Consider the following 25,871-nt stretch of genomic DNA (forward strand, 5'->3'; position numbering starts at 1 on the left):
CGTTTGCAGTATGACAATCGGATTCTCACCTCGGTTGGCTCGGTCGGCCTGCGCACTCTGTGTGGTGGGCGTGCTCGCCCTCGCCCCCGTGTCGACGGCCGCCGGGACCGGCACGGCCTCCGGGACCGGCACGGCCTCCGGGGCGAGCTCCGCACCCGCCGCGGGCCCTGAGGAGAGCGCCGCACCCGACGCGGGCTCCGGGGCCGCCGGAGCTGCCCGGTCCGGGGCGGAGCAGTCCGATCCGCTGCGGCAGCCCGGCACGCAGGTCCGGCTCCACCCCGGAGCTCCCGAGGTCCCGGAGGTCTCCGCGCTGTCCTGGACGGTGGCCGACGCCCGTACCGGGGCGGTCCTCGCCGCCCATGACGCGCACCGCCCGCTGCCGCCCGCCAGCACCCTGAAGACCCTGTTCGCCCTGACGGTGCTGCCGCTGCTGCCCGAGGGCATGGAGCACACGGTGAAGCATCAGGAGCTGGAAGGCATCGGACCGGGCAGCAGCCTCGTCGGGGTCGAGGAAGGACACACCTACCGGATCGCCGACCTGTGGCGCGGTGTGTTCCTCAACTCCGGCAACGACGCCGTGCACGTACTGGCCTCGCTCAGCGGGGGCTGGGACACCACGGCCGCCCTGATGCAGGAGAAGGCCCGCGCCCTCGGCGCCCGCGACACCCACGTCGTCTCCCCCGACGGCTACGACACACCCGGCCAGGCGTCCTCCGCGTACGACCTGGCCGTGTTCGGCCGGGAAGGGCTGCGCAACAAGGAGTTCGCGCAGTACTGCCGCACCGTCGAGGCCCACTTCCCGGGCGACGCCGGATCGTCGTTCGGGATCAGGAACACCAACCGGCTGCTCACCGGCGAGGACGGCGTGGCGCCGTACCCGGGGCTGATCGGCATCAAGAACGGTTACACCAGCAATGCCGGGAACACGCTCGTCGCCGCCGCGAAGCGGGACGGGCGCACCCTGGTCGTCACGGTGATGAACCCTCAGGAGGGCGGCGGTTTGGCGGTGTACGAGGAGGCCCGCGAGCTGCTCGACTGGGGGTTCGCGGCGGCCGGCCGGGTCGATCCCGTGGGGTCGCTCGACGTGCCGCGGCCCACGCCGTACGCCGGCTCCACCGCGGTACCGCACGCCGGCTCCACCCCGGAACCGTCCGCCGCCGCCACCACGGTCCCGGTCGCCCGTCCCGCCGCCGCGGTGGACGGTCCCGGTCCGCTGCGGACCTGGGCGATCCCGGGAGTCGCGGGCCTCGGCGCGGGGGCGCTGGTGCTGGTTCTGCGGGCGAAGAGATCGCGTGCGCCACGGGCCTGACCGACCGGCAGCCACAGCAGCAGGCCCAGGGTGATCCACGCGTAGGTGTTGCCGCCGACGAAGCCGTCCGCACCGGAGGAGTCGTCGAACCAGAGCCACACCACACTGCTGCACAGCACCGCGTAGAGGGCACCCGCGACCCTCGGGTGCCCGCTGCGCACCAGGACCACGAACGACGGCAGCAGCCACACGAGGTGGTGCACCCAGGTGATCGGACTGACCAGGCACGCCGTCAGCCCGGTGAGCGCGAAGGCCGCCTGCCAGTCGCCGGCCGCCACCGCCCGCCGGGACCGCAGCACCCACACGGCCAGCACCGCCAGGACCAGCGTCGCCCAGACCGCACGGTCCAGGACCCCCAGGCGGGCCAGGATCCCCTGGAGGGACTGGTTCGAGATGTAGTCGAGGCGGCCCACCCGGCTGGTGTCCCACAGCGCCTCGGTCCAGTAGAAGCGCGAGGCGTCCGGGTCCACCCGGGCGGCCAGCGCGGTCGCCGCGACCGCGACCGCCGTCGCCACCGCCGCCGCCCGCCATCGCCTGGCCACCAGCAGCAGGCCGATGAACAGCGCGGGCGTCAGTTTGACGGCCGCCGCGAGACCGATGCCCACGCCCGCCCGGCGGCCCCGCCCGGTGGCGAGCAGCCAGCCGTCGAGGAGGACGAGCGCCAGCAGGAGCAGGTTCACCTGGCCGAAGCTGAAGGTGTCCCGCAGCGGCTCGAACAGGGCCAGGGCGCACAGTGCCAGGGCGCAGCCGTACCAACCGTGGCGACGCCACGCCCGGCCGGTGAGCATCCGCAGGACCGCCGCCAGGGCCAGCAGGTTCAGCAGCAGGGCCACGACGACCGCGGTGTGCAGGCCGAGCACGGCCATCGGCAGCATGACGACGGCCGCGAACGGCGGGTAGGTGAAGCCGTAGGTCGTGCCGGGCACCTGGTAGTCGTAGATCCGGCCGCCGTGGTGCATCCAGCTGTCGACCGTGCCGTAGTAGACGCGCAGGTCGAACCAGTCGCGCAGCAGCGGGACCGTGGCGGTGAAGACGGCCACGGCGGACGCGAGGACCAGGACGGCCAGGAGCCGGGCCGCGTCGGTGCGAGGTGATCTCATGCCGTCCGTCCGAGTGCCGGTGCGTGCGCCGCCAGATGGGCCTGCCACAGGACGACGAGGGCGAGGGCCCCGCCCGAGACCGCCAGCACCAGTTGCCCGACGTCGGCCGGGCCGCCGCTGGGCAGCACGGCCAGTGCAAGCACCGCCGTCACGGCGGCCACCCGGTGCCGTACCGAGGTGCTGGGCGCGGCGGCGGCTATGAGGAACAGGCCCCACAGGGCGTACCAGGGACGGATCGCCGGGCCGAACGCGGCCACCGTGGCGAGGCTCAGGCCGAGCGCGTACACGGGGTGCGGGCGCAGCCGCCACCAGATGGCGAGCACCACGACCCCGGTCACGGCGAGACCGAGCACGTGCCAGGCCGGCATGGCCAGCGGCGCCAGGTCGCTGCCGAGTCGCTTCAGCAGGGCTCCGGTGGCACTGCCCAGCAGACTGGTCAGCGCCCAGTTGTGCGGGGAGACCGGGGTTCCCAGGGCGCGGGTCCAGCCGTATCCGGTGCCCGCTATCGCGGTCGCGGCGACCGTGGTTGCCGCGCAGGCCGCCGTCGTCGTCAGCAGGGCGCGGGCCGGACGGCGGCCCGCCCGGATCTGGAGCACCACCACCGCGGCGAGTCCGAGCGCCGCCGGTGCCTTCACCAGGGCCGCGAGGGTGACCAGGACCGCCCCCAGGACCGGCCAGGCGCCGAGGGCCGCGACCAGGCCGAGCCCCAGCAGCCCGAGCATGATCGCGTCGTTGTGGGCGCCCGCGACCAGGTGCAGCAGCACCAGCGGATTCAGTACGCCCAGCCAGAGGGCGGCGGCCGGATCGGCCCCGCAGTGCCGGGCCAGGCGGGGCAGCGCGGCCGCCATCAGGGCCACCCCGAACAGGGCGACCAGCCGCATGCCGAGCAGCCCGGCGGGGATCTCGCCCCGGGTCAGGCCGGACAGCGCGGAGGCGACGCCGAGGAACACCGGACCGTAGGGGGCCGCGGTGTGCTGCCACAGCGGGGCGACCTCCTCCGCGAGCGGGCCGCCCAACTGTGCGGGGCCGTGCGTGTAGACGTTGATGTGGGCGTCGACCATGGCGCCCTGGGCGAGATAGCTGTAGACGTCCCGGCTGAACAGCGGCGGCGCGATCAGCAGCGGTGTCGCCCAGACCGCGAGCACCAGCAGCAGGGCGCGCGGGCTCGGCGGGTCGGCGCTGCGGACCAGACGGCCCAGAAGCACCCAGGCCGCTATCAGCAGGACGACGCCGAAGTACACACCGACCAGGCCGACAGCGGCCTGGATCGAGGCCGGGGCGGGCAGTTCCCGGGCCGGCAGCGCACCGGCCGTCTCACCGCCCAGCGCGAGGACGGCGGTACCGGCCAGGCCCAGAGCCTGGCAGCGGCGGAGATCGACAGGAAATGCCATGGCCAACACTCGCTCAGCGTGTCAACGCCGAATGGCCGGAAGGCGACACACCGCCTGCCGCACGGCGACCTACGCGTGACCGACGCGTGATCGGCTCCCGCGATCACCGGCGGACCTCGCGCTTCCGTCCTCCGGAACGGCGGGCGGACGGCGAACACGCGGCGAACCGGGTCCGTCGGACGGATCGCGGGCACCGGGCGAACCGGGTCCGCCGGACGGATCGCGGGCACCGGGCGGATCGGTTCCGCCGGACGGAACGAGCACCTCGGACGGACCGAAGGCGCCGGGCGAGCCGCGCACCTCGGACGGACCGAAGACGACGGGCGACCCAAGCACCTCGGACGGCCCTTCGACACGGGACGGCCCGGCACCGTGGCACGGCCCGGCACCGTGGCACGGCCCGGCACCGTGGCACGGCCCGGCAACATGGGACGGCCCGGCGCCGTGGCACGGCCCGGCAACATGGGACGGCCCGGCGCCGTGGAGCGGACCCGGCCGTCAGACGAACCGGGAACTGGGGACCGGGCCCGCCGAGCGGAGGCCGGTCCGGTTCCCGTGCAGCCAGGTGCCGCGCACGGCCGCGACGAAGTCCGCGAGCCGGTCGTCGGGGTCCGCGGGTGTGCCGCCGTCGCCCTCGTCGGGCGTCGGGTCGGCCGCCACGATCTCCGCGGCGACGTCCTCCGCGGGGCGGTCGTCGGGCGCCCCGCGCCCCAGCGTGCCGTCCGCCCCCTGCCCCAGTTGCCCCTCCCACGGTGCCGTCACCGACTGGTACAGCAGGGTGACGCTGTCCGCGGTGACGACCGGCCGGTCGGTCCAGGAACTCGCGTGCTCGTGCAGCACCTGGCCCGGCGTCCGCTCCAGGAGCTGCCCGAGGGTCTCGGGGCCCTGGTCGGCACGGGCCACCTCGTCGAGGTCGTACGCGATGACGACGGTGTCCTGCCGGTCGGCGGCGAACTCCACGGCCGGCAGGTCCAGTACCTCGGCGGCGGCCAGGCCCAGCACGCGGCTGCCGCGGCCGGGCAGCAGCGACACCGAACGCGGGCGCACCTCGGCTGCCGCCAGCGCGGTCCGCAGTCGCAGCAGCCCGCGCAGGCACTGGTCGTGGGTGTCCTGGAGCCAGGCGAACCGTCCGGTCATCCCGGCGTCGAAGCCGTACGGGGACAACGTCCCGAGGACCGTGCCGCCCATCACGAACTGCCAGCCCCGCAGGTCGCGGCGGTCCAGCGCGGTGACCGACTCGGCCACCGCGGCCCGCTCCAGCATCCGCCGCTGGCGGTCCTGGGCGCCCAGCCAGATCTCGTCCTCCGGGTCCGGCAGCAGCGCGTGCTGCCGGCGGGCCAGCTCCAGGTCGCCCGCCATCAGCGCGTTGTGGACCAGCAGATAGCGGTCGGGCCAGTCGCCCAGGGTGCTCTCACGCGCCGTCAGCGCCTCGGCGGCCTCGGGATGCCGGCCCTCGCGCTCGTACGCCGAGACGAGTTCGCGCAGCACCGCCCCGGAGTCGGGCGCCCGGTCAAGGGCCGCGCGCAGGGCGGGTATCGCCAGGTAGGACACGCCGCGCTCGACGCACGCGTATCCGTAGGAGTAGAGCTCCTGCGCCCGGTCGGGGCGGGCGGCGAGCGCGGTCGCGGCGGTGTGCAGGTCGTCGAAGCCGGCCTCGCGGGCGGCCCGCGCGACGACGACGGCGACCTCGCCCGGCGGCAGCGGCTCGGCGTACGCCCGCAGCGAGCGCAGGGCGCCGGGGATGTCTCCCCGGTCCAGGGATTCCCAGGCTTCGGTCAGTTCGGGGGAGTTCGGACGGGCTTCCGCGGACCTGTCACGGCGATTCCTGCGCGAGAACATACCGGCGATCTTCGCCGACCGTCCGAAACCCGTTCAACCGCTTTTCTGTGCGCGGCCTTCGGGGTTCCTGTGAGGTCAGAAGACCGAGAGGCCGGTGAGGGTCGTGAAGCGGTCGAGGGCGGCGACCCCGGCCACCGAGTTGCCGCGCTCGTCCAGCCCCGGGCTCCACACGCACAGCGTGCAGCGGCCCGGTACGACGGCGATGATGCCGCCGCCCACCCCGCTCTTGCCGGGCAGGCCCACCCGGTAGGCGAAGTCGCCCGCCGCGTCGTAGGTGCCGCAGGTCAGCATGACCGCGTTGACCTGCTTTGCCTGGCTGCGGGTGAGCAGCCGGGTGCCGTCGGCCCGGATGCCGTGCCGGGCCAGGAAGGAGGTCGCGAGCGCGAGGTCGGCGCAGGAGGCCGTGATCGAGCACTGGCGGAAGTACTGGTCGAGCAGCAGGGGCACCGGATTGTCGATGTTGCCGTAGGACGCCATGAAATGCGCGAGGGCGGCGTTGCGGTCGCCGAACGCGGTCTCGGAGGCGGCGACCTCCTGGTCGAAGGACAGATCGGGGTTGCCGCTCTCGGCCCGCAGGAAGGTGAGCAGTTCGCCCGCCGCGTCGCCGGTACGGGTCAGCAGGCGGTCGGTGACGACGAGCGCGCCGGCGTTGATGAAGGGGTTGCGCGGGATGCCGTGCTCGTACTCCAGCTGCACCAGCGAGTTGAAGGGGTTGCCGGAGGGCTCGCGGCCCACGTGTTCCCACAGGGCGTCGCCCTCGCGGGCCAGGTCGAGGGCGAGGGTGAAGACCTTGGTGACGGACTGGGTGGAGAACGGCTCGCGCCACTCCCCCACCCCGTACACCGTGCCGTCCAGTTCCGCCACGGCCATCCCGAAGCTGCGGGGGTCGCGGGCGGCCAGTGCCGGGATGTAGTCGGCGGGCCGGCCGCGGCCGGGGGTGCGCCCGATCTCGTCGGCGATGCGCTCCAGCACCGGCTGGAACGTGAGGGACGACGTCGTCATGATCGCCATTCTCCCTCCGGACCGGTCCGGGCGCGCCGCCACGGGACGGACCGGGTCCACCGTCGCTCCCCGATCCGCCGGCCCCCGGCTCCCGGCTCCCGGCTCCCGGCTCCCGGCTCCCGGCTCCCGGCCCGTGGCATCAGGCCCCTGGCATCAGGCACCAGGCACCGGTGCGGAGGTGTCGTCGACCCGATCCGCTCAGGCACGGGCCGACGGCGGCACCGGATCCGACCCGCCTCAGGCGCAGACCGACAGCTCCGCCGGGTCCAGCGCGTCGACCGGTCGTACGCAGCCGACCGGCTCGCCGCCGCCGAGCAGGGTCTCGCCCGCGAAGGCGGTGAGCAGCTCCGGGTCGACGCCGGCGCGGGCGAGGGCGGCCGCGGCGACCGGGACGCGGGCGCGGTTCGCGCCGTCGGCGATCTTGACGGCGACGGCCCTGCCGTCCGGGAGCGCGGCGACCTGGACGCCCTCGAAGCCGTCCTTGGCGAGCAGTCCGGGGACGGCCCGCATCAGCCCGGCCACGTCCCGGCCGCTGCCGGAGGCCATCTCGGCGTGCTCGCGCATCGCGTCGGCCACCCGCCGCTCCGGGCTGCCGGACGGCGCGGCGGCGATACGGGCGGCGGCGCGGGCCAGACCGTGGAGGGAGACGGCGAACAGCGGGGCGCCGCAGCCGTCGACGGTCACGCGGGCGACGCGCTGGCCGGTCAGGTCCTCCACACTCGCGGCGATCGCCTGCTGGAGGGGGTGGCCGGGGTCGAGGTAGTCGTGCAGGGACCAGCCGTTGAGCTTGGCGGTGTACAGCATGGCCGCGTGCTTGCCGGAGCAGTTCTGGGCCGGCCGGGACGGCAGTCTGCCCTCGCGCACCCAGTTGTCGCGGACGACCGGGTCGTAGGGCAGGTCGGGCACGTTGCGCAGGTCGTCCTCGGTGAGGCCGGCCCGCTCGAGGATGCGCCGGGTGCCGGCGAGGTGGCGTTCCTCGCCGGAGTGGCTCGCGGCGCTCAGCGAGAGCAGTTCGCCGTCCAGCGGCAGCCCGGCCCGCACCATGGCCACGGCCTGGACGGGCTTGAGGGCCGAGCGCGGGTAGAAGGCGGCCTCGATGTCGCCGAGCCGGAGGAGGACCTCGCCCTCGGGGCCGAGGACGACGACGGAACCGTAGTGGGTGCCCTCGACCAGCCCGGCGCGTATGAGGTGGGCGACGGGGACGTGGCGGGGTTCGCGGGTCACGGGGGCGTCCGCGAGGTCGTTGCTGTGCATCACTGGCCGACTCACTGGTGGAGGGACGGGGACCGGCCCGCGGGGATCGCCCCGGGCCGGCTCTCGGTGGGGTGGTCCGTACGGGTGGGATGGCCCGTGCGGGTGTTGCGCACGATGTCGGTGAGGGTGGTCTCGACGCGGTCGAGGTGGTGGGACATGGCGTCCACCGCGTCGGACTCGCAGCCGTCGATCAGCGCTTCGAGGATGGCCCGGTGCTCGCGGTTGGACTGCTCGCGCCGGCCGGCCAGTTCGGTCAGGAACGCGGACTGGCGCGCCAGCGCGTCGCGGATCTCCTCGATGACCCGGCGGAAGACCGGGTTCTGGGCGGACTCGGCGACGGCGAGGTGGAAGAGGGTGTCCATCGCGACCCACGCGGTGGTGTCCGTCTCCCGCTCCATGCGGTCCAGCAGGTGGGCCAGATGGTCGAGGTTCTCCGGGGTGCGGCGCAGCGCCGCGTACCCGGCGACCGGGATCTCGACGTGACGGCGCACCTCCAGCAGGTCGCTGGCCGCGTAGTCGCCGAAGGTGGGGTCCTCGACGGCGGTCGCGACCACGAAGGTGCCCTTCCCGGTCCTGGAGACGGTCAGCCCCATCGTCTGCAGGGCGCGCAGCGCCTCGCGCAGCACGGGCCTGGAGACTTCGAGGGTGCGGCACAGCTCGGCCTCGGAGGGGAGCTTGTCGCCGATCGCGTAGGTGCCGCTCTCGATGGCACCGCGCAGGTGGCCGAGCACCGCCTCCATGGCGCTCACGCGCCGCGGTGCCGTACCACCTGTCTGGCTGTCTGACAGGTTCACAGGAACGATCCTGCGGTTGACGGGCGCAACCTGTCAAGCAGCCGAAAGCAAAGGTGCGGGGTGTGAAGCCTGAAAACCCGCTTCACACCCCGCACCTGGTGTTTCTTCGCACTCGGCCGTCGAGCACGGCCGGCCCGCTCAGGCGTCGATCACACCGCCGGCGAGCAGACCGAACAGCGCCAGACCGACGACGATCCGGTAGATCACGAAGGCGTTGAAGGAGTGCTTGGCGACGAACTTCAGCAGCCAGGCGATGGAGGCGTACGCGACCACGAACGAGACGACCGTGCCGACCACCAGCGGGGCGGCGCCCACGCCGGCGCCCAGGGCGTCCTTCAGCTCGTACAGGCCCGCGCCGGTGAGGGCGGGGATGCCGAGGAAGAACGACAGGCGGGTGGCGGCCACCCGGTCCAGGTCCAGGACGAGCGCCGTGGACATCGTGGCGCCGGAGCGCGAGAAGCCCGGGAAGAGCAGCGCGAGGATCTGGGAGCTGCCGACCAGCATCGCGTCCTTGAACGAGGTGTCGTCCTCACCGCGCTTGTGGCGGCCCATCTGGTCCGCCGCCCACATCACGAAACTGCCTGCGATCAGCGAGCCGGCGACCACCCACAGCGAGGCGAGCGGCCCCTCGATGAGCGGCTTGGCGGCCAGACCCACGGCGACGATCGGGATGGTCGCGTAGATGACCCACCAGGCGAACTTGTAGTCGTGGTTGTGGCGCTCCTCGCGGTTGGCCAGTCCGCGGCCCCACGCGGAGACGATCCGCACGATGTCCTTGAAGAAGTACACGAGCACGGCGGCGATCGCGCCGACCTGGATGACGGCCGAGAAGCCGACGACGGCGTCGTCGTCGACGGGGATGTTCATCAGCCCCTCGGTGATCTTCAGGTGGCCGGTGGAGGAGACGGGGAGGAACTCGGTCACTCCCTCGACTACTCCGAGGACGACGGCTTGGCCGACGGAGATGGCGCTCATGGAATCCAGTTCTGAGGAGGTTGGTCGACAGTGCTGTAGACAGTCTTACTACGTCCGGGGCCGCCCGGAACAGTCACGCCCACGTTGCCTGGGCGATCCACACCCCCGCGCAGGCCGCGCCGAGACCCGCCGTCACACTCGCGACGACGTTGGCGAGGGCGTAGAACCCGGCGCCCGTCTCGGTCAGCCGCAGTGTCTCGTACGAGAAGGTCGAGTACGTCGTCAGGGCCCCGCACAGACCGGCGCCCAGCAGCAGCTGGAGGTGGGGCCCGGCGGCGCCGGCCGTCGCGGCGCCGGTCAGCAGGCCCAGGATGAGACAGCCGACGACGTTGACGGCGAAGGTGCCCCAGGGGAAGACCGAGTCGTGACGGGACTGCACCGCCCGGTCGGTGAGATAGCGCAGCGGGGCACCCACCATGCCTCCGACGACGACGAGCACCCAGTTCACGACGACTTCTTACCTTCCGTTTCGCCGCCTTCACCCGGCCTGCCCGGTTCTGCGGTGCGTCCGACGTACCGGACCACCTCGCAGGGTTCGAGGGTCACCAGCCCCTCGGTGACCAGTTCGTCGAGCTGCGGCAGGAAGGCCCGTACGCGTTCCTCGGTGTCGACGATCACGACCGCCATCGGCAGGTCCTCGCTCAGCGACAGCAGCCGGGCGGTGTGGATCCGGGAGGAGGCGCCGAAGCCCTCGATGCCCCGGAAGACGCTGGCGCCCGCGAGACCGGCCCGGTGGGCCCGGTGGACGATCTCGGAGTAGAGGGGCTTGTGGTGCCGGCGGTCGCTCTCGCCGACGAAGACGGTCAGGCGCAGCGCGCCCCGGGTCGGTCCCGTCATGGCTGCCTCCAGGTCAGGACGCGGCGGGTCGCCGTCGCGGCGAGCCAGACCGCCGCGAGCGCCGCGCACAGGGTCGCGGCGAGATAGCCGAACGCGGTGCCCGGGTGCCCCGCCCGGAGCAGCTTCTGGATGTCGACCGCGTACGTCGAGAAGGTGGTGAAGCCGCCGAGGACCCCGGTGCCGAAGAACGGGCGCAGCAGCGGGTGGGGGCGCCACGCCTCGGTGACGAGCACCAGGAACACGCCGATCACGGCGCAGCCGACGACGTTGATCGAGAAGGTCGCCCACGGGAAGCCGCCGGTCCGCGCGGGCCACCACAGCGAGACCGCGTAGCGGGCGACGGCGCCGAGGGCACCGCCGACGGCGACCACCCCGACCACCGGGAGCTGTCCGCGCAGGGCGTCGCGCCGCACGGCGGAGGTGCGGACGCTCTCGGCTTGTCCGGCTGTCATGTCGTACGTCTCCCGCTGGGGCGCCTCGTCGCACCAGAACGGTGACCACGGCTGGTCAACAGGGTAACGCCGGGTGCCGGGGGCGGGTTCATCCGAGAGCCGGAGGAGCCGGTGCCTCGCACACCGCGACGCCCCGCTCCCACAGGCTCCCCAGGATCAGGTGCCCCTCGGTCTCGCACACACCGGTGATCATGCGGAACGGGGGGCGGCGGTGGGTGAGGTGGTGCAGCACCCGTCCTTCGTCGTCCACGGCGAGGAGGCCCGACGTGCCGACCGGGCGGAAGGGTGCGCGGACGGCCACCGCGGCGGCGGCCCGGCGCACGGCCGGCGCGGCGCGGTGCAGCAGGTCCAGCGGCGGGACGGGCGGGCCGGCCAGCGCCACCCAGATCGGGCCCTCGGGACCCGCGCGCCCGATGTTGTCCGGCATCCCCGGCAGATCTTCGACGAAGGGTTCGGCGTGGCCCGCCTCCGGTCCGGTGAGCCGGTAACGGACGAGCCGTCGGGCCCCGGTCTCGGCGATCACCAGGAAGGAACCGTCGGCGCTGACGGTGAGCCCGTTGGCGAACTGGAGTCCCTCCAGGAGTATTTCGGGTGTCCGGCTACCGGGGGCCAGCCGCAGCAGCCGCCCGGTGCCGGTGTGTTCGACCAGGTCGCCGATCCACTGTCCCAGGGGGTAGCGGCGGCTGGAGACGGTGAAGTAGAGGGTGCCGTCGGGCCCGGCGACGACATTGCTGGCGAACCGCAGCCGCTCCCCCGCCACCGAGTCGGCGAGGACGTGGACGGTGCCGTGGTCGAGGTCGACGGTGAGCAGTCCGCGTTCCGCGTCGCACACCAACAGGGCGCCGTCCGGCAGGAGTTCGAGACCGAGGGGTCGGCCGCCCGTCTCGGCGAGCACCTCGACCCGGGGCGGCGCCTGCCCGGTCACTCCGTCCAGGCGCAGGATGCGGCCGTCCTCGACGCCGGTCAGCACCCGGCCGCGGGGGTCGACGACGACGTCCTCGGGTCCGCGGCCGCCGACGGCGACACGGCGGACGGGAACCAGATCGGTGGAACGGGCCACGGGCGCCTGCCTCTTCGTTCGGGATCGGGCGATGTCGGTGGGAGCCACCGGATCATCGCAGACGCGCCGCCCGTGCCGGGCCCTGCCTCCTCGTCCCGGGGTCCTACCAGCCCTTCTCGAACATCCGGGCCACCTCGGCGATCCGGACCTCGTCCCGCCGGTAGCAGGTGCGGCGCCGGATCCGGGTGGTGCGCAGCAGGCCGAGGCCGGCCAGCAGGTCGAGGTGGGTCTCGGCGACCCGGCGTCGTACGCCGAGTTTCACGGCGACGGCGTGGGCGGTGACGCCGTCCCGGACGAGGTCGCCGTGCCGCTGCGGAGGAAAGTGCGCGGCAGGATCCTTGAGCCACTCCAGGATGTCCAGACGCCTGTCGCCGACCGGAGCCCTCAGCATCTCGCTCCCTCCGTCCGAGCCTGCTCGAACCGCGTCCTCCCACTGTGGCGCAGCCCGGACCGTCCCGTCCCCCTGTCGGCCACTCCTGACCGGTATCGAACTCCATTGCGCGGTAAGGGAGTTCGAGTACGGGACTGGTGGGACGCGGAAGGGCCCGGCCGCGTGCACACGGCCGGGCCCCTCACCCGCTCAGCGGTGGCTGAACCACGCCATCGACGAGAGCGCCTTGTCGTCGAAGCCGAACAGGGCCTGGTTCTCCCAGCCGTTGCCGGAGGTGGCGTCCGTCGGGTCCCAGCCGTTGCCGGTGACCGCGGTCCAGGTCGCCTCCCAGTAGAAGACACCGAGGCCACGGCCGTTCGGGACGGCCTCCACGATGTTCGCCACGCTGTTCATCCAGGCCAACTGGCCGGCCGCGGTCGCCGGGTAGCCGGAGACCAGTTCGGCGGTGGTGTCGATCTGGTTGGTGAGCGAGTCGTCGCTGTCGAGGCGGAACGGGTAGGCCGTCTCGGCGACGAAGACGGGCTTGCCGTAGCGCGAGGCGACGTCGTCGAGCGTGGTCTGCGCCGCGGCGAGGGTGCCGTGCCAGTAGCCGTAGTACGACAGGCCGATCACGTCGTAGTTGATCCCGTAGGCGGCCGCGTTGTCGAACCACCAGCGCACGGTGGCGTCGTCACCGGCGTTGGCCAGGTGCAGGGCGACCTGGGTGCCGGAGGAGACCGCCTTGGCCGCGCTGTAGCCGGAGTTGATCAGGCCGGCGAGCTGGGACCAGTTGTCGGTCGAACCCTCGGACCACAGCATGCCGCCGTTGATCTCGTTGCCCACCTGGACCATGTCGGCCGTGGTGCCCTGGGCCTTCAACGCGTTCAGCACGTCGTAGGTGTGGTTGTACACGTCGGTCTTCAGTTGACTGTACGAGTGCCCGGCCCACGCGGCCGGCTTGGTCTGCTTGCCCGGGTCGGCCCACGAGTCCGAGTAGTGGAAGTCGACCAGCAGCTTCATGCCCTGCGCCTTGACGCGCTTGGCCATGGTGAGCACACGGGTCTTGTTGTTGTAGCCGTCGGCCGGGTCGACCCAGACCTTCAGCCGCGCGTAGTTCATGCCCGCGGACTTGAGGATGGCGAGCGCGTCCCCGGTGGTGCCGGAGCTGGTCTTGTAGACCCCGCCGTAGGCCTCGCTCTTGGCGAGGGACGAGATGTCGGATCCCTTGATCGACAGTCCGGTCGTGCCAGACGTGAAGGTCAGGTCGTCGACATTGATCCAGTTGCCCGCGTTCGCGTCACTGTTGATGCTGATCGTGCACTGGTTGTTCGTCACATTGACCGACGTGACGATCCGTATCCAACTGCTGGTCGAGACCGGCAGATCGGTGCGCTGCTCGGAGCTCCCGCAGTTCTTCAGGGCCAGGTAGGCGGAGTTCTGGCCGCCGCCCGAGCGGACCCAGGCGGTGAGGGTGTAGGCGCCGTTGGTCAGGCCGGAGAGGTACTGGTACGTCTCCACCTTGTAGGCGGCGGAGGCGTAGTGGCTCAGGCGGTAACTCCCGCCGTGGCCGCCGGCCTCCACGTACGAGGCGGCGGTGGAGCCGGACTCGGACCAGCCGCTGGGTACGGCCGTGCCGGTGCCGTCGGTCTCGAAGCCGCCGTTGGTGAGAGTACTGGCGGCCGTCGCGCTCTGGGCGGGCAGCGCGAGGAGGGCGAGCCCGGCGACGAGCGGGAGCAGCAGGGCCCTGATGGTGCGTCTGGGATGGAACATCTTCGTCCGTCGTCCCTTCGACGTGGTGGGGTGAAAGCGCCCCCGGTGGTGCGGTGGGGAGGGGGCGCCACCCCTCCGCCCGCGGCTCGCGGCTCGCACGGACGGAGGGGAGAATCGGCTCAGCCGTCGAGTCGTACGACCCGGACGGCTCCCGCCGGGAGCGCGAGGCAGCCGGCGGCGCGTTCGCCCGTGAGCAGTTCGGTGCCGTGCGCCTGGAGCGGCACCTTGGCGTCCGTGGCGGTGTGGTTGAAGGCGAACAGGTAGTCGCCCGTCTCGCCGGTGCGCAGCACCACCTCGACGTCGCGGGGCAGTTCGGCGTGCGGGGCGACACCCGCGTCCTGGGCGGCGCGGCCGAGGAGCGCGTCGAGGCCCTCGGGGCCCAGGCGGGTGGAGACGTACCAGGCGGTGCCCTCGCCGAGACGGTGGCGGGTGACGGCCGGGCGGCCCGCGGTCAGGCCGTCGGCGTACGTCCAGACGGTCTCGGCGCCGCGCGGCACGACGAACTCCGTCCACACGTCGGCGCCGAGTTCGCCGCCGTCGGGGCCGGTGATCCGCACCGACTCGCCGGACAGCAGGGGCGAGAACTCTTCCACGGTCAGGCCGAGGACGTCGCGCAGCGCGCCGGGGTAGGCGCCCTCGTGCACCGCGTCGTGCTCGTCGACGATGCCCGAGAAGTAGGACACGACGAGCGTGCCGCCGTTCTCGACGTACTCCTGGAGGTTGTTCCCGGCCGCCTCGGTCATCAGATAGAGGGCGGGTACGACGACAAGGGGATAGGCCGACAAGTCGGCTTCCGGGTGGGCGAAGTCGACCGTGAGGTGGCGGTCGTACAGGGCCTCGTAGAAGGCGTCGGCGCGCTCGCGCGGGTCGTGGTCCTCGCTGGGGCGCCACTGGAGGTTCTGCGCCCACCAGGAGTGCCAGTCCCACAGGACGGCCACGTCGGCCCGGGTGCGGGTGCCGCGGACGGCGCCGAGCGAGTCGAGCGCGGCGCCGAGTTCGACGACCTCGCGCCACACACGCGTGTCGGTGCCGCCGTGCGGAAGCATCGCCGAGTGGAACTTCTCGGCGCCGCGTCGCGACTGCCGCCACTGGAAGAACATGGCGCCCTCGGAGCCGCGGGCCACGTGCGCGAGGGAGTTGCGGGCCATCTGGCCGGGGGCCTTGGCGGGGTTGCGGGGCTGCCAGTTGACGCCCGAGGTGGAGTGTTCGAGCAGCAGCCAGGGGGCGCCGCCGGCCACCGAGCGGGTGAGGTCGGCGGCCATCGCGAGGTTGACGTGGGTGCGACGGCCGTCGGTGATCAGGTAGTGGTCGTTGCTGACGATGTCGACCTCGCGGCCCCAGGCCCAGTAGTCGACCGAGTCGCACTGGCTCAGGGCCGTCATGAAGTTCGTGGTGACCGGGACGCCGGGGGCCAGCCGGTGCAGGATGTCGCGCTCGGCCACGAAGTTCTCGCGCATCGTGGCGTCGGCGAAGCGCTTGTAGTCCAGCGCCTGGCCCGGGTTGCCGACCGTGGGGGTCAGCCGGGGCGGATCGATCTCGTCGAAGGCGGCGTAGCGCTGGCCCCAGAAGGCGGTGCCCCAGGCCTCGTTGACCGCCTCGACGGTCTCGTAGGTGGCCGCCAGCCAGTGCCGGAAGTGCGCGGCGCAGGAGTCGCAGTAGCAGGCCGAGACGGGGACGCCGTACTCGTTGTGCACGTGCCACATGGCCAGCGCCGGATGATCGGCGTAGCGCGTCGCGAGCCGGGTGGTGATGTCCGCGGCGGCGGCCCGGTAGGCGGCGTTGCTGTGGCAGACGGCGCCGCGCGAGCCGAACGCGTAGCGCGTGCCGTCGGCCGTCACGGGCAGCGCCTCGGGGTGGGCGCGGAAGAACCAGACGGGCGGGACCACGGTGGGTGTGCCCAGGTCGGCCCGTATGCCGTTCTCGTGCAGCAGGTCCAGGAGCCGGTCGAGCCAGCCGAAGTCGTGGACGCCCGGTGCGGGCTCCAGGAGGGCCCAGGAGAAGATCCCGACGCTCACCATGGTGACGCCGGCCTCTCTCATGAGCCGGACGTCCTCGTGCCAGACGGATTCCGGCCACTGCTCCGGGTTGTAGTCCCCACCGAAGGCGAGCCTGGTGAGGCCCCTGGGGGTGGTGTCCGGCATGGATCTCTCCCGTTTAATCGATCATTTGGGAACGTGCACACACATCATTGGCGGCGCGAGCCCAACATAACCGCACAGCAACAACCATTGACAAGTGTCTGGGATGTTTCTCTACTGTGAACGCTCACAGACGCATGGCAAGGTCGTCATCACGCATGAGGACCATGATCATGTGAACGCTCACAGCAGCATGGCAGGCCCTCGCATCAGGGCGGGGGCCCCAGGTCAGGGGAGAGATCCATGCCGAACACGAAGCGCCGTCGCCTCGTGGCCACCACCGTCGCCGTCGCCCTCGGCGCCACCGCCCTCGCCGCTTGCGGTTCGTCCGACGACTCCGACGAGGCCGCGTCGGGGCCGGTCTCGCTCACGTACTGGACCTGGACGCCCGGCATGGACAAGGTCGTCGACCTGTGGAACAAGGGCCGGGGCAAGAAGGAACAGATCACCGTCACGGTCAAGAAGCAGGCCTCCGGCGACTCGCTGGTCACCAAGATCCTCACCGCGCACAAGGCCAAGCAGGCGCCGGACCTGGTGCAGGCCGAGTACCAGGCGCTGCCTACCCTGGTCAGCAATGACGCGCTGGCCGACATATCCAAGAACGTCGGCGACGCCAAGGGCGAGTTCGCCGACGGCGTCTGGCAGCAGACCACGCTCGGCACGGACGCGGTCTACGCGATCCCGCAGGACATCGGGCCGATGATGTTCTACTACCGCGAGGACCTGTTCAAGAAGTACGGCCTCACCGTTCCCACGACCTGGGACCAGTTCGCCGAGACCGCCCGCAAGCTGAAGAAGGCCTCGCCGGACACGGACCTCACCACGTTCTCCGCCAACGACTCGGGCCTCTTCGCGGGCCTGGCCCAGCAGGCCGGCGCCAAGTGGTGGACGGCCTCCGGCAACAAGTGGAAGGTCGGCATCGACGACGCGGCGAGCCAGAAGGTCGCCAAGTTCTGGGGCGGCCTGGTCAAGGAGGGCGTCATCGACAACCAGCCGATGTACACCCCGGCCTGGAACAAGGCCCTGGACACCGGCAAGCAGATCGCCTGGGTCAGCGCCGTGTGGGCGCCGGGCACGCTCACCACGGCGGCGCCCGACACCAAGGGCAAGTGGGCCATGGCCCCGCTCCCCCAGTGGTCCGCGGGCGAGAACGTCACCGGCAGCTGGGGCGGCTCCTCGACGGCCGTCACCACGGACTCCGAGCACCAGGCGGCAGCCGCCGAGTTCGCCGCGTGGCTCAACACCGACAAGGACGCGCTGAACGCGCTGGCCAAGGAGGGCGGCATCTACCCGGCCTCCACGGCCGCCCAGACCAGCGGTGCCTTCCTGACGCCGCCGGACTACTTCTCCGACCAGGCCGACTTCTACACCCAGGCCGCCAAGATCGCCGGGACCACCGCACCGTCCGCGTGGGGCCCGAACGTGAACGTCGCCTACGCGTCGTTCAACGACGCCTTCGGCGCCGCCGCGAAGAACAAGTCGGACTTCGCCGCCGCCCTGGCCACCATGCAGGACGACACGGTGGCCGACCTCAAGAAGCAGGGCTTCGGGGTCGCTCAGTGACCACCCCCGCACACCGGAGGCCGTACGGGGTCAAGGGGGCCCCGTACGCCTTCCTGCTCCCCGCGACGATCCTCTTCTGCCTGTTCTTCGCGCTGCCCATCGGGTACGCGGTCTGGCTCAGCTTCCGCAAGGTGCACGTCTCCGGGCTCGGCCTGGGGTCGGGCGCCCGGCAGGAGGTCTGGGCCGGGTTCCGGAACTACACCGCCGCCCTCACCGACGACGAACTGCTCGGCGGCGCGCTGCACGTCCTCGGCTACGGCTGCATCGTCGTACCCGTGATGCTCGGGCTCGCCCTGCTCTTCGCGCTGATGCTCGACTCCGACAAGGTGCGGCTCGCCCCGTTCACCCGGCTCGCGATCTTCCTGCCGTACGCCATCCCCGGCGTCGTGGCCGCGCTGCTGTGGGGCTTCCTGTACCTGCCGGACGTCAGCCCCTTCTACTTCGTACTGGAGCGACTGGGCCTGCCGCAGCCGGACCTGCTGGACGGCGGTCCGCTGTACCTCGCCCTGTCGAACATCGCGGTCTGGGGCGGCACCGGCTTCAACATGATCGTCATCTACACCGCGCTCCGGGCCATCCCGGCCGAGGTGTACGAGGCGGCCGAGCTGGACGGCGCCACCCCGCTCCAGATCGCGCTGCGGATCAAGATCCCGATGGTGGCGCCCTCGCTGGTGCTGACCTTCTTCTTCTCGATCATCGCGACGCTCCAGGTGTTCAGCGAACCCACCACCCTCCATCCGCTCACCAACTCCCTGCCCACCACCTGGAGTCCGCTGATGAAGGTGTACCAGGACGCCTTCGGCAAGGGGGACATCTATGCGGCCGCCGCCGAGGCGACGCTGATCGCCGTCGTCACGCTCGTGCTGTCCTTCGGGTTCCTGCGGGCCGCGAACCGCCGCAACAAGCAGGAGGCAGCACGATGAGTTCTCTTGCCGTCCGCAAGGCCGCACCGGCCGCCGGCACCACCCCGGGCACCGCCCAGGGACCGCCGCTGCACCGCCGGATCGCGCTGGTCCCGACCGTCACCCTGCTGCTCGGCGCGCTGTACTGCCTGCTGCCGGTGGCCTGGGTGGTGATCGCGTCCACCAAGTCCGGCCACGAACTCTTCTCCACGTTCACCTTCCTGCCGGGCAGCGGCTTCGCCGACAACGTCAAGGAGCTGAGCACCTACCGCGACGGCGTCTACTGGAAGTGGATGGGCAACTCCGCCCTCTACGCGGGCCTGGGCGCCCTGCTGTCGACGGCCGTCTCCGCCGTCAGCGGCTACGCGCTGGCGATCTACCGCTTCCGCGGCCGGGAGACCCTGTTCAACATCCTGCTGGCGGGCGTCCTCATGCCGCCGGTGATCCTCGCCGTCCCGCAGTACCTGCTGATGGCGAAGGCCGACCTCACCGACTCCCACCTGTCCGTGCTGCTGCCGCAGATCCTCGCCCCCTACGGCGTCTACCTCGCCCGGATCTACGCCGCCGCCGCGGTCCCCTCCGACGTGGTCGAGGCCGGACGGATGGACGGGGCGAGCGAGTGGCGGATCTTCACCCGGATCGCGCTGCCGATGATGGTGCCCGGACTGGTCACCGTGTTCCTGTTCCAGTTCGTGGCGGTCTGGAACAACTTCCTGCTGCCGTACATCATGCTCAGCGACGACGAGAAGTTCCCGATCACGGTCGGCCTGTACACCCTGCTGGAACAGGGTTCCAACACCCCGGCCCTGTACACCCTCGTGATCACCGGCGCCTTCCTCGCGGTGCTCCCGCTGGTCGCGCTCTTCCTGGTCGTCCAACGGTTCTGGAGCCTGGATCTGCTGTCCGGGGCCGTAAAGTCGTGACCATGAACAATGCGGGGGGACGGCGCAGGCCGCCGACCATCCATGACGTGGCGCGCGAGGCGGGGGTCTCCCGGGGCACCGTCTCGCGCGTGCTCAACGGCGGCCACTACGTCAGCCCCGCCGCACAGGAGGCGGTCAACGCCGCCATCCGTCGCACGGGCTACGTCGTCAACCGGCACGCCCGTTCCCTCATCACGGGGCGGTCGGACTCGGTCGGCTTCCTGCTGACCGAGCCGCAGGAGCGGTTCTTCGAGGACCCCAACTTCAACATCCTGCTGCGCGGCTGCACCCAGGCGCTGGCCGCGCACGACATACCGCTGCTGCTGATGCTGGCGGGCACCGAGGACGAACGACGGCGCATAGCGCGCTACATCACGGCCGGGCACGTGGACGGGGTGCTGCTGGTCTCCAGCCACTCCGGCGACCCGGTGGCGGAGGAGCTGTGCGCGGCGGGCGTGCCGCTGGTCGCGTGCGGCAAGCCGATCGGGCTCGGCTCCAAGGTGAGCTACGTGGCCGCCGACGACCGGGACGGCGCCCGGGACATGGTGCGCCATCTGCTGTCGCTCGGCCGCCGCCGGATCGGCGTGGTCACCGGTCCGCTCGACACCCCGGGCGGTGTGGAGCGGCTCGCCGGCTACCGGGAGGTGCTCGCCGAGGCGGGCGTCGACCTCGACGAGCGGCTCGTCGTCCCCGGCGACTACAGCCGGGCCAGCGGCGAGGCGGGCGCCGAGCGGCTGCTCGCGCAGGCCCCGGACCTGGACGCGGTGTTCGTCGCCTCCGACCTGATGGCCCAGGGCGTGCTGGCCGCGCTGCGGCGGGCCGGTCTGCGGGTGCCGGATGACATCGCTGTCGGAGGCTTCGACGACTCCCCCGCGGCGGTCGCGGCCACGCCCGCCCTCACCACCATCCGTCAGCCCTGGGACCGGATCAGCAACGAGATGGTGCGGGTGCTGCTCGCCCAGATCGGCGGCGAGGACCCGGCCGCGGTGATCCTGCCGACCGAGCTGGTCAAGCGGGAATCGACGTAGGCGGCAGGTGGCGCGGGCCCTCGGTCGCTGTCCGGGCGCCGGTGTGAGCGGCCGGTGGGGCGGCCGTCCGCCGGACGCTCGAGGACCGGTCAGGATCGGAGAAGCCGCCGAGCGGTCGCCCGGCTTAACGTGAGAGCACCGGCGGAACGCGCCGGTACGACACCGGCGCGGCGCGTCGGCCTGTCGCCGCCACCTCACCGAGGAGTACGCCATGACCGCGGGCGTCAAGACGATCATCTACCCCGTCAAGGACCTCGCCCAGGCGAAGACCCTGTTCAGCGCGCTGCTGGGAGTCGAGCCGTACGTGGACGAGCCCTACTACGTCGGTTACAAGGACGCCGGCCAGGACGTGGGCCTCAACCCGAACGGACACGGCCAGGGCCTGACCGGGCCGGTGCCGTTCTGGCACGTCACCGACATCCGGGCGCGGCTCGCGGCGCTGCAGGCGGCGGGCGCCGAGACCGTGCAGGACGTGCACGACGTGGGCAACGGCCGGCTGATCGCGTCGGTGAAGGACGCCGACGGGAACATGATGGGACTCCTCGAGGACCCGGCGGCCTGAGCACGGTGCCCCGGTGACCCGGTGCCCCGGGACCGGGTTCTGCCGGTTCCGCCGCTTGCGCATGCACTAGTTGCATAGTCAACAAATGGTCGGTTCGGTGTTACCGTGCGGGTATGGCAGTGAACACGGCGACCGCCCGGCTCGAACAACGGTGGCGGGACATCCTGTCGGTGCACGCGCGCACGATGTGCGAGATCGACCGTGTGCTGCATCCGCACGGCCTGGGCGCGAGCGACTTCGAGGTGCTCGACCTCCTCGACGCCGAGTCGCCCGAGGAGGGCGGCCACTGTCGTGTGCAGAACCTCGTCGGGCGGGTGCATCTGAGTCAGAGCGCGCTGTCCCGGCTCATCGGGCGGCTGGAAAAGGACGGTCTGGTCGAGCGCTCCGTCTGTGTGGAGGACCGCCGCGGTGTGTGGGTCGCCCTCACCCGCAAGGGGCGCGACCTGCACGCCGAGGTGCTGCCGTTGCAGCGCGCGGTGCTGGCCCGGATGCTGGCGGACGACCGGGCCGAACCACCCGTCATCCCCTGACCCCGAGGACCGGGGGACGGCTGTCGCCGTCGGAGTTGACGACGATCCAGGTGTCGTCCGTCCTCAGGAGCTGGGCGGTGTTCTCGACCTTGCCGTCGATGTCGCGCACCATGGTGCCGTCGGCCGCCCCCAGGCGGTGCCCGTCGGCCATGCCGAGCCGCCACAGCCGGTCCGCGCCCCCGAGCACGGCCACCTGACCACGGCCCGCGGGCGCGAGGGCGGTGACCGTGCCGCCCAGGTCCTGGTGCCACAGCCGCTTTCCGTCCCGCAGCGAATAGCCGGCGACCCGGTCGGGCCCGTCGGCACCGGGCCGCGCGGCCGCCACGACGAGCCTGCCGTCACCGACCGTCGCCAGCAGCGCGGGCCGCGCGGCGAAGGCGTCGGCCTCCGGAGCGACGGCCAGGTCCTCCTCGTCCCCGCTGAGCGGGATCTGCACCGGGTCGCCGTCGCCGGTGCCGGGGTACGCCAGTACGGCGGCGACGCCGCGTGCGTCCCGCTCCTTCAGCAGCAGGGTGAACGGGTCGGCCGAGACCACCATCACGGTGTCGACGGGGCTCTCCACCGGCAGCGGGCGGCTGCCGAGCTCCCGTCCGGTGGCGTTGTCCAGGGTCACCAGCCGGGCCGAGGTGGTCGTCGCGTCGCTCCCGGCGCATGTGACGACCACCCGGGTGGTGCCACCGGCGGCGGAGCCGACCAGCGGCTCGCACTCGATTCCGGCATCCGCTCCGGTGTCCGCGGTGCCGCCCTTGTCCTTGTCCGCGCCGCCGTCCCGCGTGGCGCTCGCCCCGTGCAGGCTCGCGGTCCAGCGGGGCGTGCCGTCGGCGAGGCCGTAGCCGTGCACCGCGCCGTCCGCCAGTGCCACGGCCACGCCGCGGTCGGCGGTGAGCAGGCTGTCGGCGGAGGTGGTGAACTCGGGGACACCGCTGATCTTCCGCTCCCACAGTTTGCGGCCGGCGCGCGCATCGACTCCCCACACGGTGTCGCACGGCTTTCCGTAACGTCCGAAGCCGACCAGTCCGACACCGTCGACGACGCTCGCGCTCATCCCGCACACCGACGCGCGCACCGGCGCCGTCAGGGACCAGCGCCGGTCCCCGTCGCGGGAGTCGTACGCGACGAGCGCGTCGCCGCGCACCCGGACCACCGTGGCGGCGTTCTCGCCCACGGTCCACACGCCGAGGCCGCGCACCGTCGACGGGCGGTCGCGGTCGGCCTGCCACACGGGGTCGAGGACCGGACCGCGCAGCCACAGATAGAACTGTCCGCCGGGCCACAGGGCGAGCAGCACGCCCACCGAGACGAGCACGGTGGGCAGCGTCCGGCCGGGACGGATCCGGGTGAACGCGGCGACGGCCGCGCCCGTCGCGCCGACCCCGGCGAAGGTGCACAGAAATGCCAGCAGGATGGTCGGAACGGTGCCGTCGGGGCAGGGGTCGAGGTCGCCGCCGCAGGAACCCCCCGGGATGGACGTCCACCCCAGCCAGTGGAACTCCGCCGCCAGCCCGATGACGGCACCCGCCGCCACGACGGCCGCCGCGGCCCGCACCGGTCCCCGCCCTGCGCGCGGTCGCGCGTCCTCAACCATCCGTGGCCCCCGCCCTGTTGCGTACCGCGGCACCCCCCCGGTGCCGCTCCCCCGTCGCAAGCGCCAGGAGCATAACGCGGCGGATCGGATCATGTCAGCGGCACACCGGCGACCGGAACCGCCCCGTATCACCGCATCACCACGTCCCCGTGCTAACCCGCCGCGGGCGACTGCGGCCGTCGGTCGGCCGGGCGCTGCGGCGAGACCGAGGCGGCCCGGAAGTCCCGGGGGCCGGTCCACGGCGCAGGTACCGCGTCGCAGCGGCGGCACAGCTCGTGGGCGATGGCCTCGTAGTTGACCCGCCAGCCGTGGAAGTGCGGCCAGGCCTCGCGCGGTGAGCGCTCGGCACGGAAGTCCGTGCGCTCCAGCATCGCCACCGCCTCCTCGAACTCGGCGAAGGTGAGCCGGATCGGGGCGTCCGGTGCCGGGTCCGCGTCGAACGGGACCCGGACCGAGCGGGCGATGTCCCGCAGTGCCGTGAACCCGGCGCGCAGCACCAGCCGGGCCTCCGGCGGGGCGACCCGCGGGGTGAGCGCGAGCTGCATGGCCGCCGCGTCCATCACGGCCACCAGTCCGACCAGCCAGTTGCGGTACGGCCGGGGCGAGCGGAAGGCGAGCAGCACCGGATAGGTGGAGTGGCTCTCGCCCATGTCGGCGGCCAGCCGCTCCCAGGACCGGTACAGCTCGGGCAGGGCCGTCTCGGTGTCGACGAGCCACTGCCGGGCCAGGATCTCCGGGCCCCAGGCGGGCTCCCCGGCCCGGGACTGGAGCAGCGTGACCTCCAGTTCGCGCCGGTTGTAGGCGGCGTAGAGGGTGGGCAGGTAGGCGATCTGCAGGGCGATGACGACCGGGCCGGTGGCCGCCGCGACGAAGTCGAGCGCCGAGAGGCTGATCCGGGCGCCGCCGGCGAATCCGAGGGTGAACAGGCTGGAGCCCGCCTCGCGGAAGGCGGTCGTCCAGGACAGCGGGGACAGCGCGTACAGCAGCATGCCGTAGCCGATCAGGGCTCCGCCCAGCCAGGTCGCGAGCATGCCGATCAGCATGAGCGGGGCGAGCCAGGTCTGCGCGCGGTCGACGGCGTGGTAGTCGCCGGACGGCGCGGCCAGCCGCAGCAGCCGGCGCAGCAGCCACCAGAGCCGGAAGACCAGTACGGAGTAGAGACCGCGCGGCACCACGAGGGTGCGCAGGATGCTGCTGAGGACGAGTAGGAGGACGAGCCCGCCGGCCACGCCGGAGATCCAGAGCATGAGGTCATTCTGGACCGCGCCGCGGCCGGTCGGCGGTCGACGGGCGGCGCGGTCGGTACGGACGTGCCGAGCGGGATGCGGCAGCTCGCTCCGTCGGTGACGAACACGCCGCCGCGAGGGTCGGCGCGACCCGCCCGCGGTGCCATCATGCTCCACGAATGCCGCACAGGACGGCAAAGGCCGCAGCAGGGAGCGTCGCCATGGGCCAGGAGCAGCCGGCAGTCCGGTTCAGCAGCTACCGCACGCGATCCGTGGACGAGTCCCATGACGCGATCGCGAACCACTACTACGACCTGAGTATGGACGTGCCGGGTTCCCCGGACACCTTCCTCACCGAGATGAGCGTGGTCGAGCTCGGTGAACTCACCGTCGGAGAACTCGGTTTCGGCACCGAGGTGGTGATGGAGTTCGTCGAGCCGCGCGCCTACCACGTGGCCCTGCCGCTCACCGGCCGGTTCCGGGTCGAACAGGGGCGCGGGGCCGCCTCGTACGCGACTCCCGACCGGGCCCTCTTCCTCGACCCCGACCGTCCGGTCCAGGTCGACGAACGGTCCCGCGACTGCCGGACCCTGGCCGTCAAGCTCGACCGGGCGGCGCTGCACCGGCGGCTGGAGGGCCTGCTCGGCAGACCGCTCGTGGTCCGTCCCCGTTTCGCGCCGTGCGTCGACATCACGCGGGGCCCTGGGCTGAGTTGGGCGAACCTGGCGCGGTGGTCCCTTTCGGAGAAGGACGTGCCGGGCGGGCTGCTGGGCCAGCCGCTGATCCGTGCGTCGATCGAACGGACGCTGCTGGAAGGCATGTTGTACGCCGCCGGGCACAACTACCGGGAGGAGCTGGAGATCCCCGGCCCCCGGCTGCGGCCCGCGCCGGTGAAACGGGTGATGGACGTCGTCCACGACCGGCCGGCCGAACCGTACGACGCGACGAGCCTCGCCGCCATCGCCCAGGTCGGCGTGCGCACCCTCCAGGACGCCTTCCGCCGGCATGTGGGCATGTCCCCGATGTCGTACGTCAGCGAGGTGCGGTTACGGCGGGTGCGCGAGGAACTGCGGACCGCGGATCCGCGGACGACCACGGTCACCGACGTGGCCTACGCGTGGGGCTTCGGCCACCTCGGGCGGTTCGCGCAGCGCTACCGGGCCCGCTTCGGGGAGTCGCCGTCGCAGACGCTGCGTACCAGGTGACGGCCTACCAGGAACGGCGGGCGGCGAACCGGGTGCGGAATACGGACATCGGCTTC

At 72.3% G+C, this 25,871-nt stretch carries 23 protein-coding genes and 1 pseudogene; 8 read left to right on the forward strand and 16 right to left on the reverse strand.

Going from position 1 to position 25,871, the window contains the following annotated elements; translation table 11 throughout:
- Positions 1 to 10: 10 nt before the first annotated feature.
- Positions 11 to 973: pseudogene (locus ACWC24_RS15495) on the forward strand (D-alanyl-D-alanine carboxypeptidase family protein); the annotation flags it as partial.
- A gap of 11 nt (positions 974 to 984) precedes the next feature.
- On the opposite strand, the gene ACWC24_RS15500 reads toward ACWC24_RS15495, so the two are convergent.
- The 14 genes from ACWC24_RS15500 to ACWC24_RS15565 all read right to left on the reverse strand — a co-directional run bounded on the left by ACWC24_RS15500 (position 985) and on the right by ACWC24_RS15565 (position 16,294).
- Positions 985 to 2,409 (reverse strand): glycosyltransferase 87 family protein, encoded by a 1,425-nt coding sequence (locus ACWC24_RS15500; protein WP_450663332.1) that lies wholly within the window; start codon positions 2,407 to 2,409, stop codon positions 985 to 987.
- On the reverse strand, positions 2,406 to 3,800 hold the full coding sequence (gene mptB / locus ACWC24_RS15505; protein WP_450663333.1) for a polyprenol phosphomannose-dependent alpha 1,6 mannosyltransferase MptB: 1,395 nt from the start codon (positions 3,798 to 3,800) through the stop codon (positions 2,406 to 2,408). Before mptB ends, ACWC24_RS15500 begins: the two co-directional genes overlap by 4 nt.
- Before the next feature lie 498 nt (positions 3,801 to 4,298).
- The gene (locus ACWC24_RS15510; RefSeq protein WP_450663334.1) at positions 4,299 to 5,639 is read right to left on the reverse strand and encodes a hypothetical protein; all 1,341 of its coding nucleotides are present in this window, start codon (positions 5,637 to 5,639) and stop codon (positions 4,299 to 4,301) included.
- Positions 5,640 to 5,714: 75 nt separating this feature from the next.
- On the reverse strand, positions 5,715 to 6,650 hold the full coding sequence (locus tag ACWC24_RS15515) for a glutaminase (protein WP_450663335.1): 936 nt from the start codon (positions 6,648 to 6,650) through the stop codon (positions 5,715 to 5,717).
- A gap of 228 nt (positions 6,651 to 6,878) precedes the next feature.
- Positions 6,879 to 7,895 (reverse strand): asparaginase, encoded by a 1,017-nt coding sequence (locus ACWC24_RS15520; protein ID WP_450663336.1) that lies wholly within the window; start codon positions 7,893 to 7,895, stop codon positions 6,879 to 6,881.
- 11 nt (positions 7,896 to 7,906) lie between these two features.
- Entirely contained in the window at positions 7,907 to 8,635 is a 729-nt protein-coding gene (locus ACWC24_RS15525; RefSeq protein ID WP_450663424.1) for a FadR/GntR family transcriptional regulator, read from the reverse strand.
- Positions 8,636 to 8,827: 192 nt separating this feature from the next.
- Positions 8,828 to 9,664, reverse strand: a complete 837-nt coding sequence (locus tag ACWC24_RS15530) for an undecaprenyl-diphosphate phosphatase (protein WP_450663337.1) — start codon at positions 9,662 to 9,664, stop codon at positions 8,828 to 8,830.
- Between the two features lie 73 nt (positions 9,665 to 9,737).
- Complete coding sequence (crcB, locus tag ACWC24_RS15535; protein WP_450663338.1) at positions 9,738 to 10,112, reverse strand: fluoride efflux transporter CrcB; 375 nt, start codon at positions 10,110 to 10,112, stop codon at positions 9,738 to 9,740.
- Positions 10,109 to 10,501, reverse strand: a complete 393-nt coding sequence (locus ACWC24_RS15540) for a DUF190 domain-containing protein (RefSeq protein ID WP_450663339.1) — start codon at positions 10,499 to 10,501, stop codon at positions 10,109 to 10,111. The genes crcB (ACWC24_RS15535) and ACWC24_RS15540 overlap by 4 nt, the downstream gene beginning before the upstream one ends.
- Positions 10,498 to 10,953 (reverse strand): fluoride efflux transporter CrcB, encoded by a 456-nt coding sequence (crcB, locus tag ACWC24_RS15545; RefSeq protein ID WP_450663340.1) that lies wholly within the window; start codon positions 10,951 to 10,953, stop codon positions 10,498 to 10,500. Before crcB (ACWC24_RS15545) ends, ACWC24_RS15540 begins: the two co-directional genes overlap by 4 nt.
- 88 nt (positions 10,954 to 11,041) lie before the next feature.
- The gene (locus ACWC24_RS15550) at positions 11,042 to 12,013 is read right to left on the reverse strand and encodes an SMP-30/gluconolactonase/LRE family protein (protein ID WP_450663341.1); all 972 of its coding nucleotides are present in this window, start codon (positions 12,011 to 12,013) and stop codon (positions 11,042 to 11,044) included.
- Between the two features lie 103 nt (positions 12,014 to 12,116).
- Positions 12,117 to 12,404, reverse strand: coding sequence for an ArsR family transcriptional regulator (locus ACWC24_RS15555; RefSeq protein ID WP_450663342.1), 288 nt, complete (start codon positions 12,402 to 12,404; stop codon positions 12,117 to 12,119).
- Between the two features lie 189 nt (positions 12,405 to 12,593).
- Positions 12,594 to 14,153 carry a glycosyl hydrolase 53 family protein gene (locus tag ACWC24_RS15560; protein WP_450663343.1) on the reverse strand — a complete coding sequence of 520 codons (1,560 nt, stop codon included), beginning with the start codon at positions 14,151 to 14,153 and terminating at the stop codon, positions 12,594 to 12,596.
- Between the two features lie 119 nt (positions 14,154 to 14,272).
- Entirely contained in the window at positions 14,273 to 16,294 is a 2,022-nt protein-coding gene (locus ACWC24_RS15565; protein WP_450663344.1) for a beta-galactosidase, read from the reverse strand.
- A 240-nt stretch (positions 16,295 to 16,534) separates the two neighbouring features.
- On the opposite strand from ACWC24_RS15565, the gene ACWC24_RS15570 reads away from it, so the two are divergent.
- The 6 genes from ACWC24_RS15570 (at position 16,535) to ACWC24_RS15595 (ending at position 21,799) form a co-directional block, all read left to right on the forward strand.
- Positions 16,535 to 17,854: an ABC transporter substrate-binding protein gene (locus tag ACWC24_RS15570; RefSeq protein ID WP_450663345.1), complete on the forward strand. Its 1,320-nt coding sequence runs from the start codon at positions 16,535 to 16,537 to the stop codon at positions 17,852 to 17,854.
- Positions 17,851 to 18,777, forward strand: coding sequence for a carbohydrate ABC transporter permease (locus tag ACWC24_RS15575; protein ID WP_450663346.1), 927 nt, complete (start codon positions 17,851 to 17,853; stop codon positions 18,775 to 18,777). Before ACWC24_RS15570 ends, ACWC24_RS15575 begins: the two co-directional genes overlap by 4 nt.
- Positions 18,774 to 19,679 (forward strand): carbohydrate ABC transporter permease, encoded by a 906-nt coding sequence (locus ACWC24_RS15580; RefSeq protein WP_450663347.1) that lies wholly within the window; start codon positions 18,774 to 18,776, stop codon positions 19,677 to 19,679. Before ACWC24_RS15575 ends, ACWC24_RS15580 begins: the two co-directional genes overlap by 4 nt.
- On the forward strand, positions 19,676 to 20,707 hold the full coding sequence (locus tag ACWC24_RS15585; protein ID WP_450663348.1) for a LacI family DNA-binding transcriptional regulator: 1,032 nt from the start codon (positions 19,676 to 19,678) through the stop codon (positions 20,705 to 20,707). The genes ACWC24_RS15580 and ACWC24_RS15585 overlap by 4 nt, the downstream gene beginning before the upstream one ends.
- A gap of 211 nt (positions 20,708 to 20,918) precedes the next feature.
- Entirely contained in the window at positions 20,919 to 21,269 is a 351-nt protein-coding gene (locus ACWC24_RS15590; protein WP_450663349.1) for a VOC family protein, read from the forward strand.
- Positions 21,270 to 21,382: 113 nt separating this feature from the next.
- The gene (locus ACWC24_RS15595) at positions 21,383 to 21,799 is read left to right on the forward strand and encodes a MarR family winged helix-turn-helix transcriptional regulator (RefSeq protein WP_450663350.1); all 417 of its coding nucleotides are present in this window, start codon (positions 21,383 to 21,385) and stop codon (positions 21,797 to 21,799) included.
- Here the strand turns inward: ACWC24_RS15595 and ACWC24_RS15600 are convergent.
- Both ACWC24_RS15600 and ACWC24_RS15605 read right to left on the reverse strand, forming a co-directional pair.
- Complete coding sequence (locus ACWC24_RS15600) at positions 21,789 to 23,345, reverse strand: outer membrane protein assembly factor BamB family protein (RefSeq protein ID WP_450663351.1); 1,557 nt, start codon at positions 23,343 to 23,345, stop codon at positions 21,789 to 21,791. The genes ACWC24_RS15595 and ACWC24_RS15600 overlap by 11 nt on opposite strands.
- 191 nt (positions 23,346 to 23,536) lie before the next feature.
- Positions 23,537 to 24,631: a hypothetical protein gene (locus tag ACWC24_RS15605; protein WP_450663352.1), complete on the reverse strand. Its 1,095-nt coding sequence runs from the start codon at positions 24,629 to 24,631 to the stop codon at positions 23,537 to 23,539.
- 200 nt (positions 24,632 to 24,831) lie between these two features.
- Here ACWC24_RS15605 and ACWC24_RS15610 point away from each other — a divergent pair, with 200 nt between their 5' ends.
- Entirely contained in the window at positions 24,832 to 25,815 is a 984-nt protein-coding gene (locus ACWC24_RS15610; RefSeq protein ID WP_450663353.1) for an AraC family transcriptional regulator, read from the forward strand.
- Positions 25,816 to 25,871: the final 56 nt, after the last annotated feature.

This window comes from Streptomyces sp. NPDC001443, assembly GCF_053597355.1.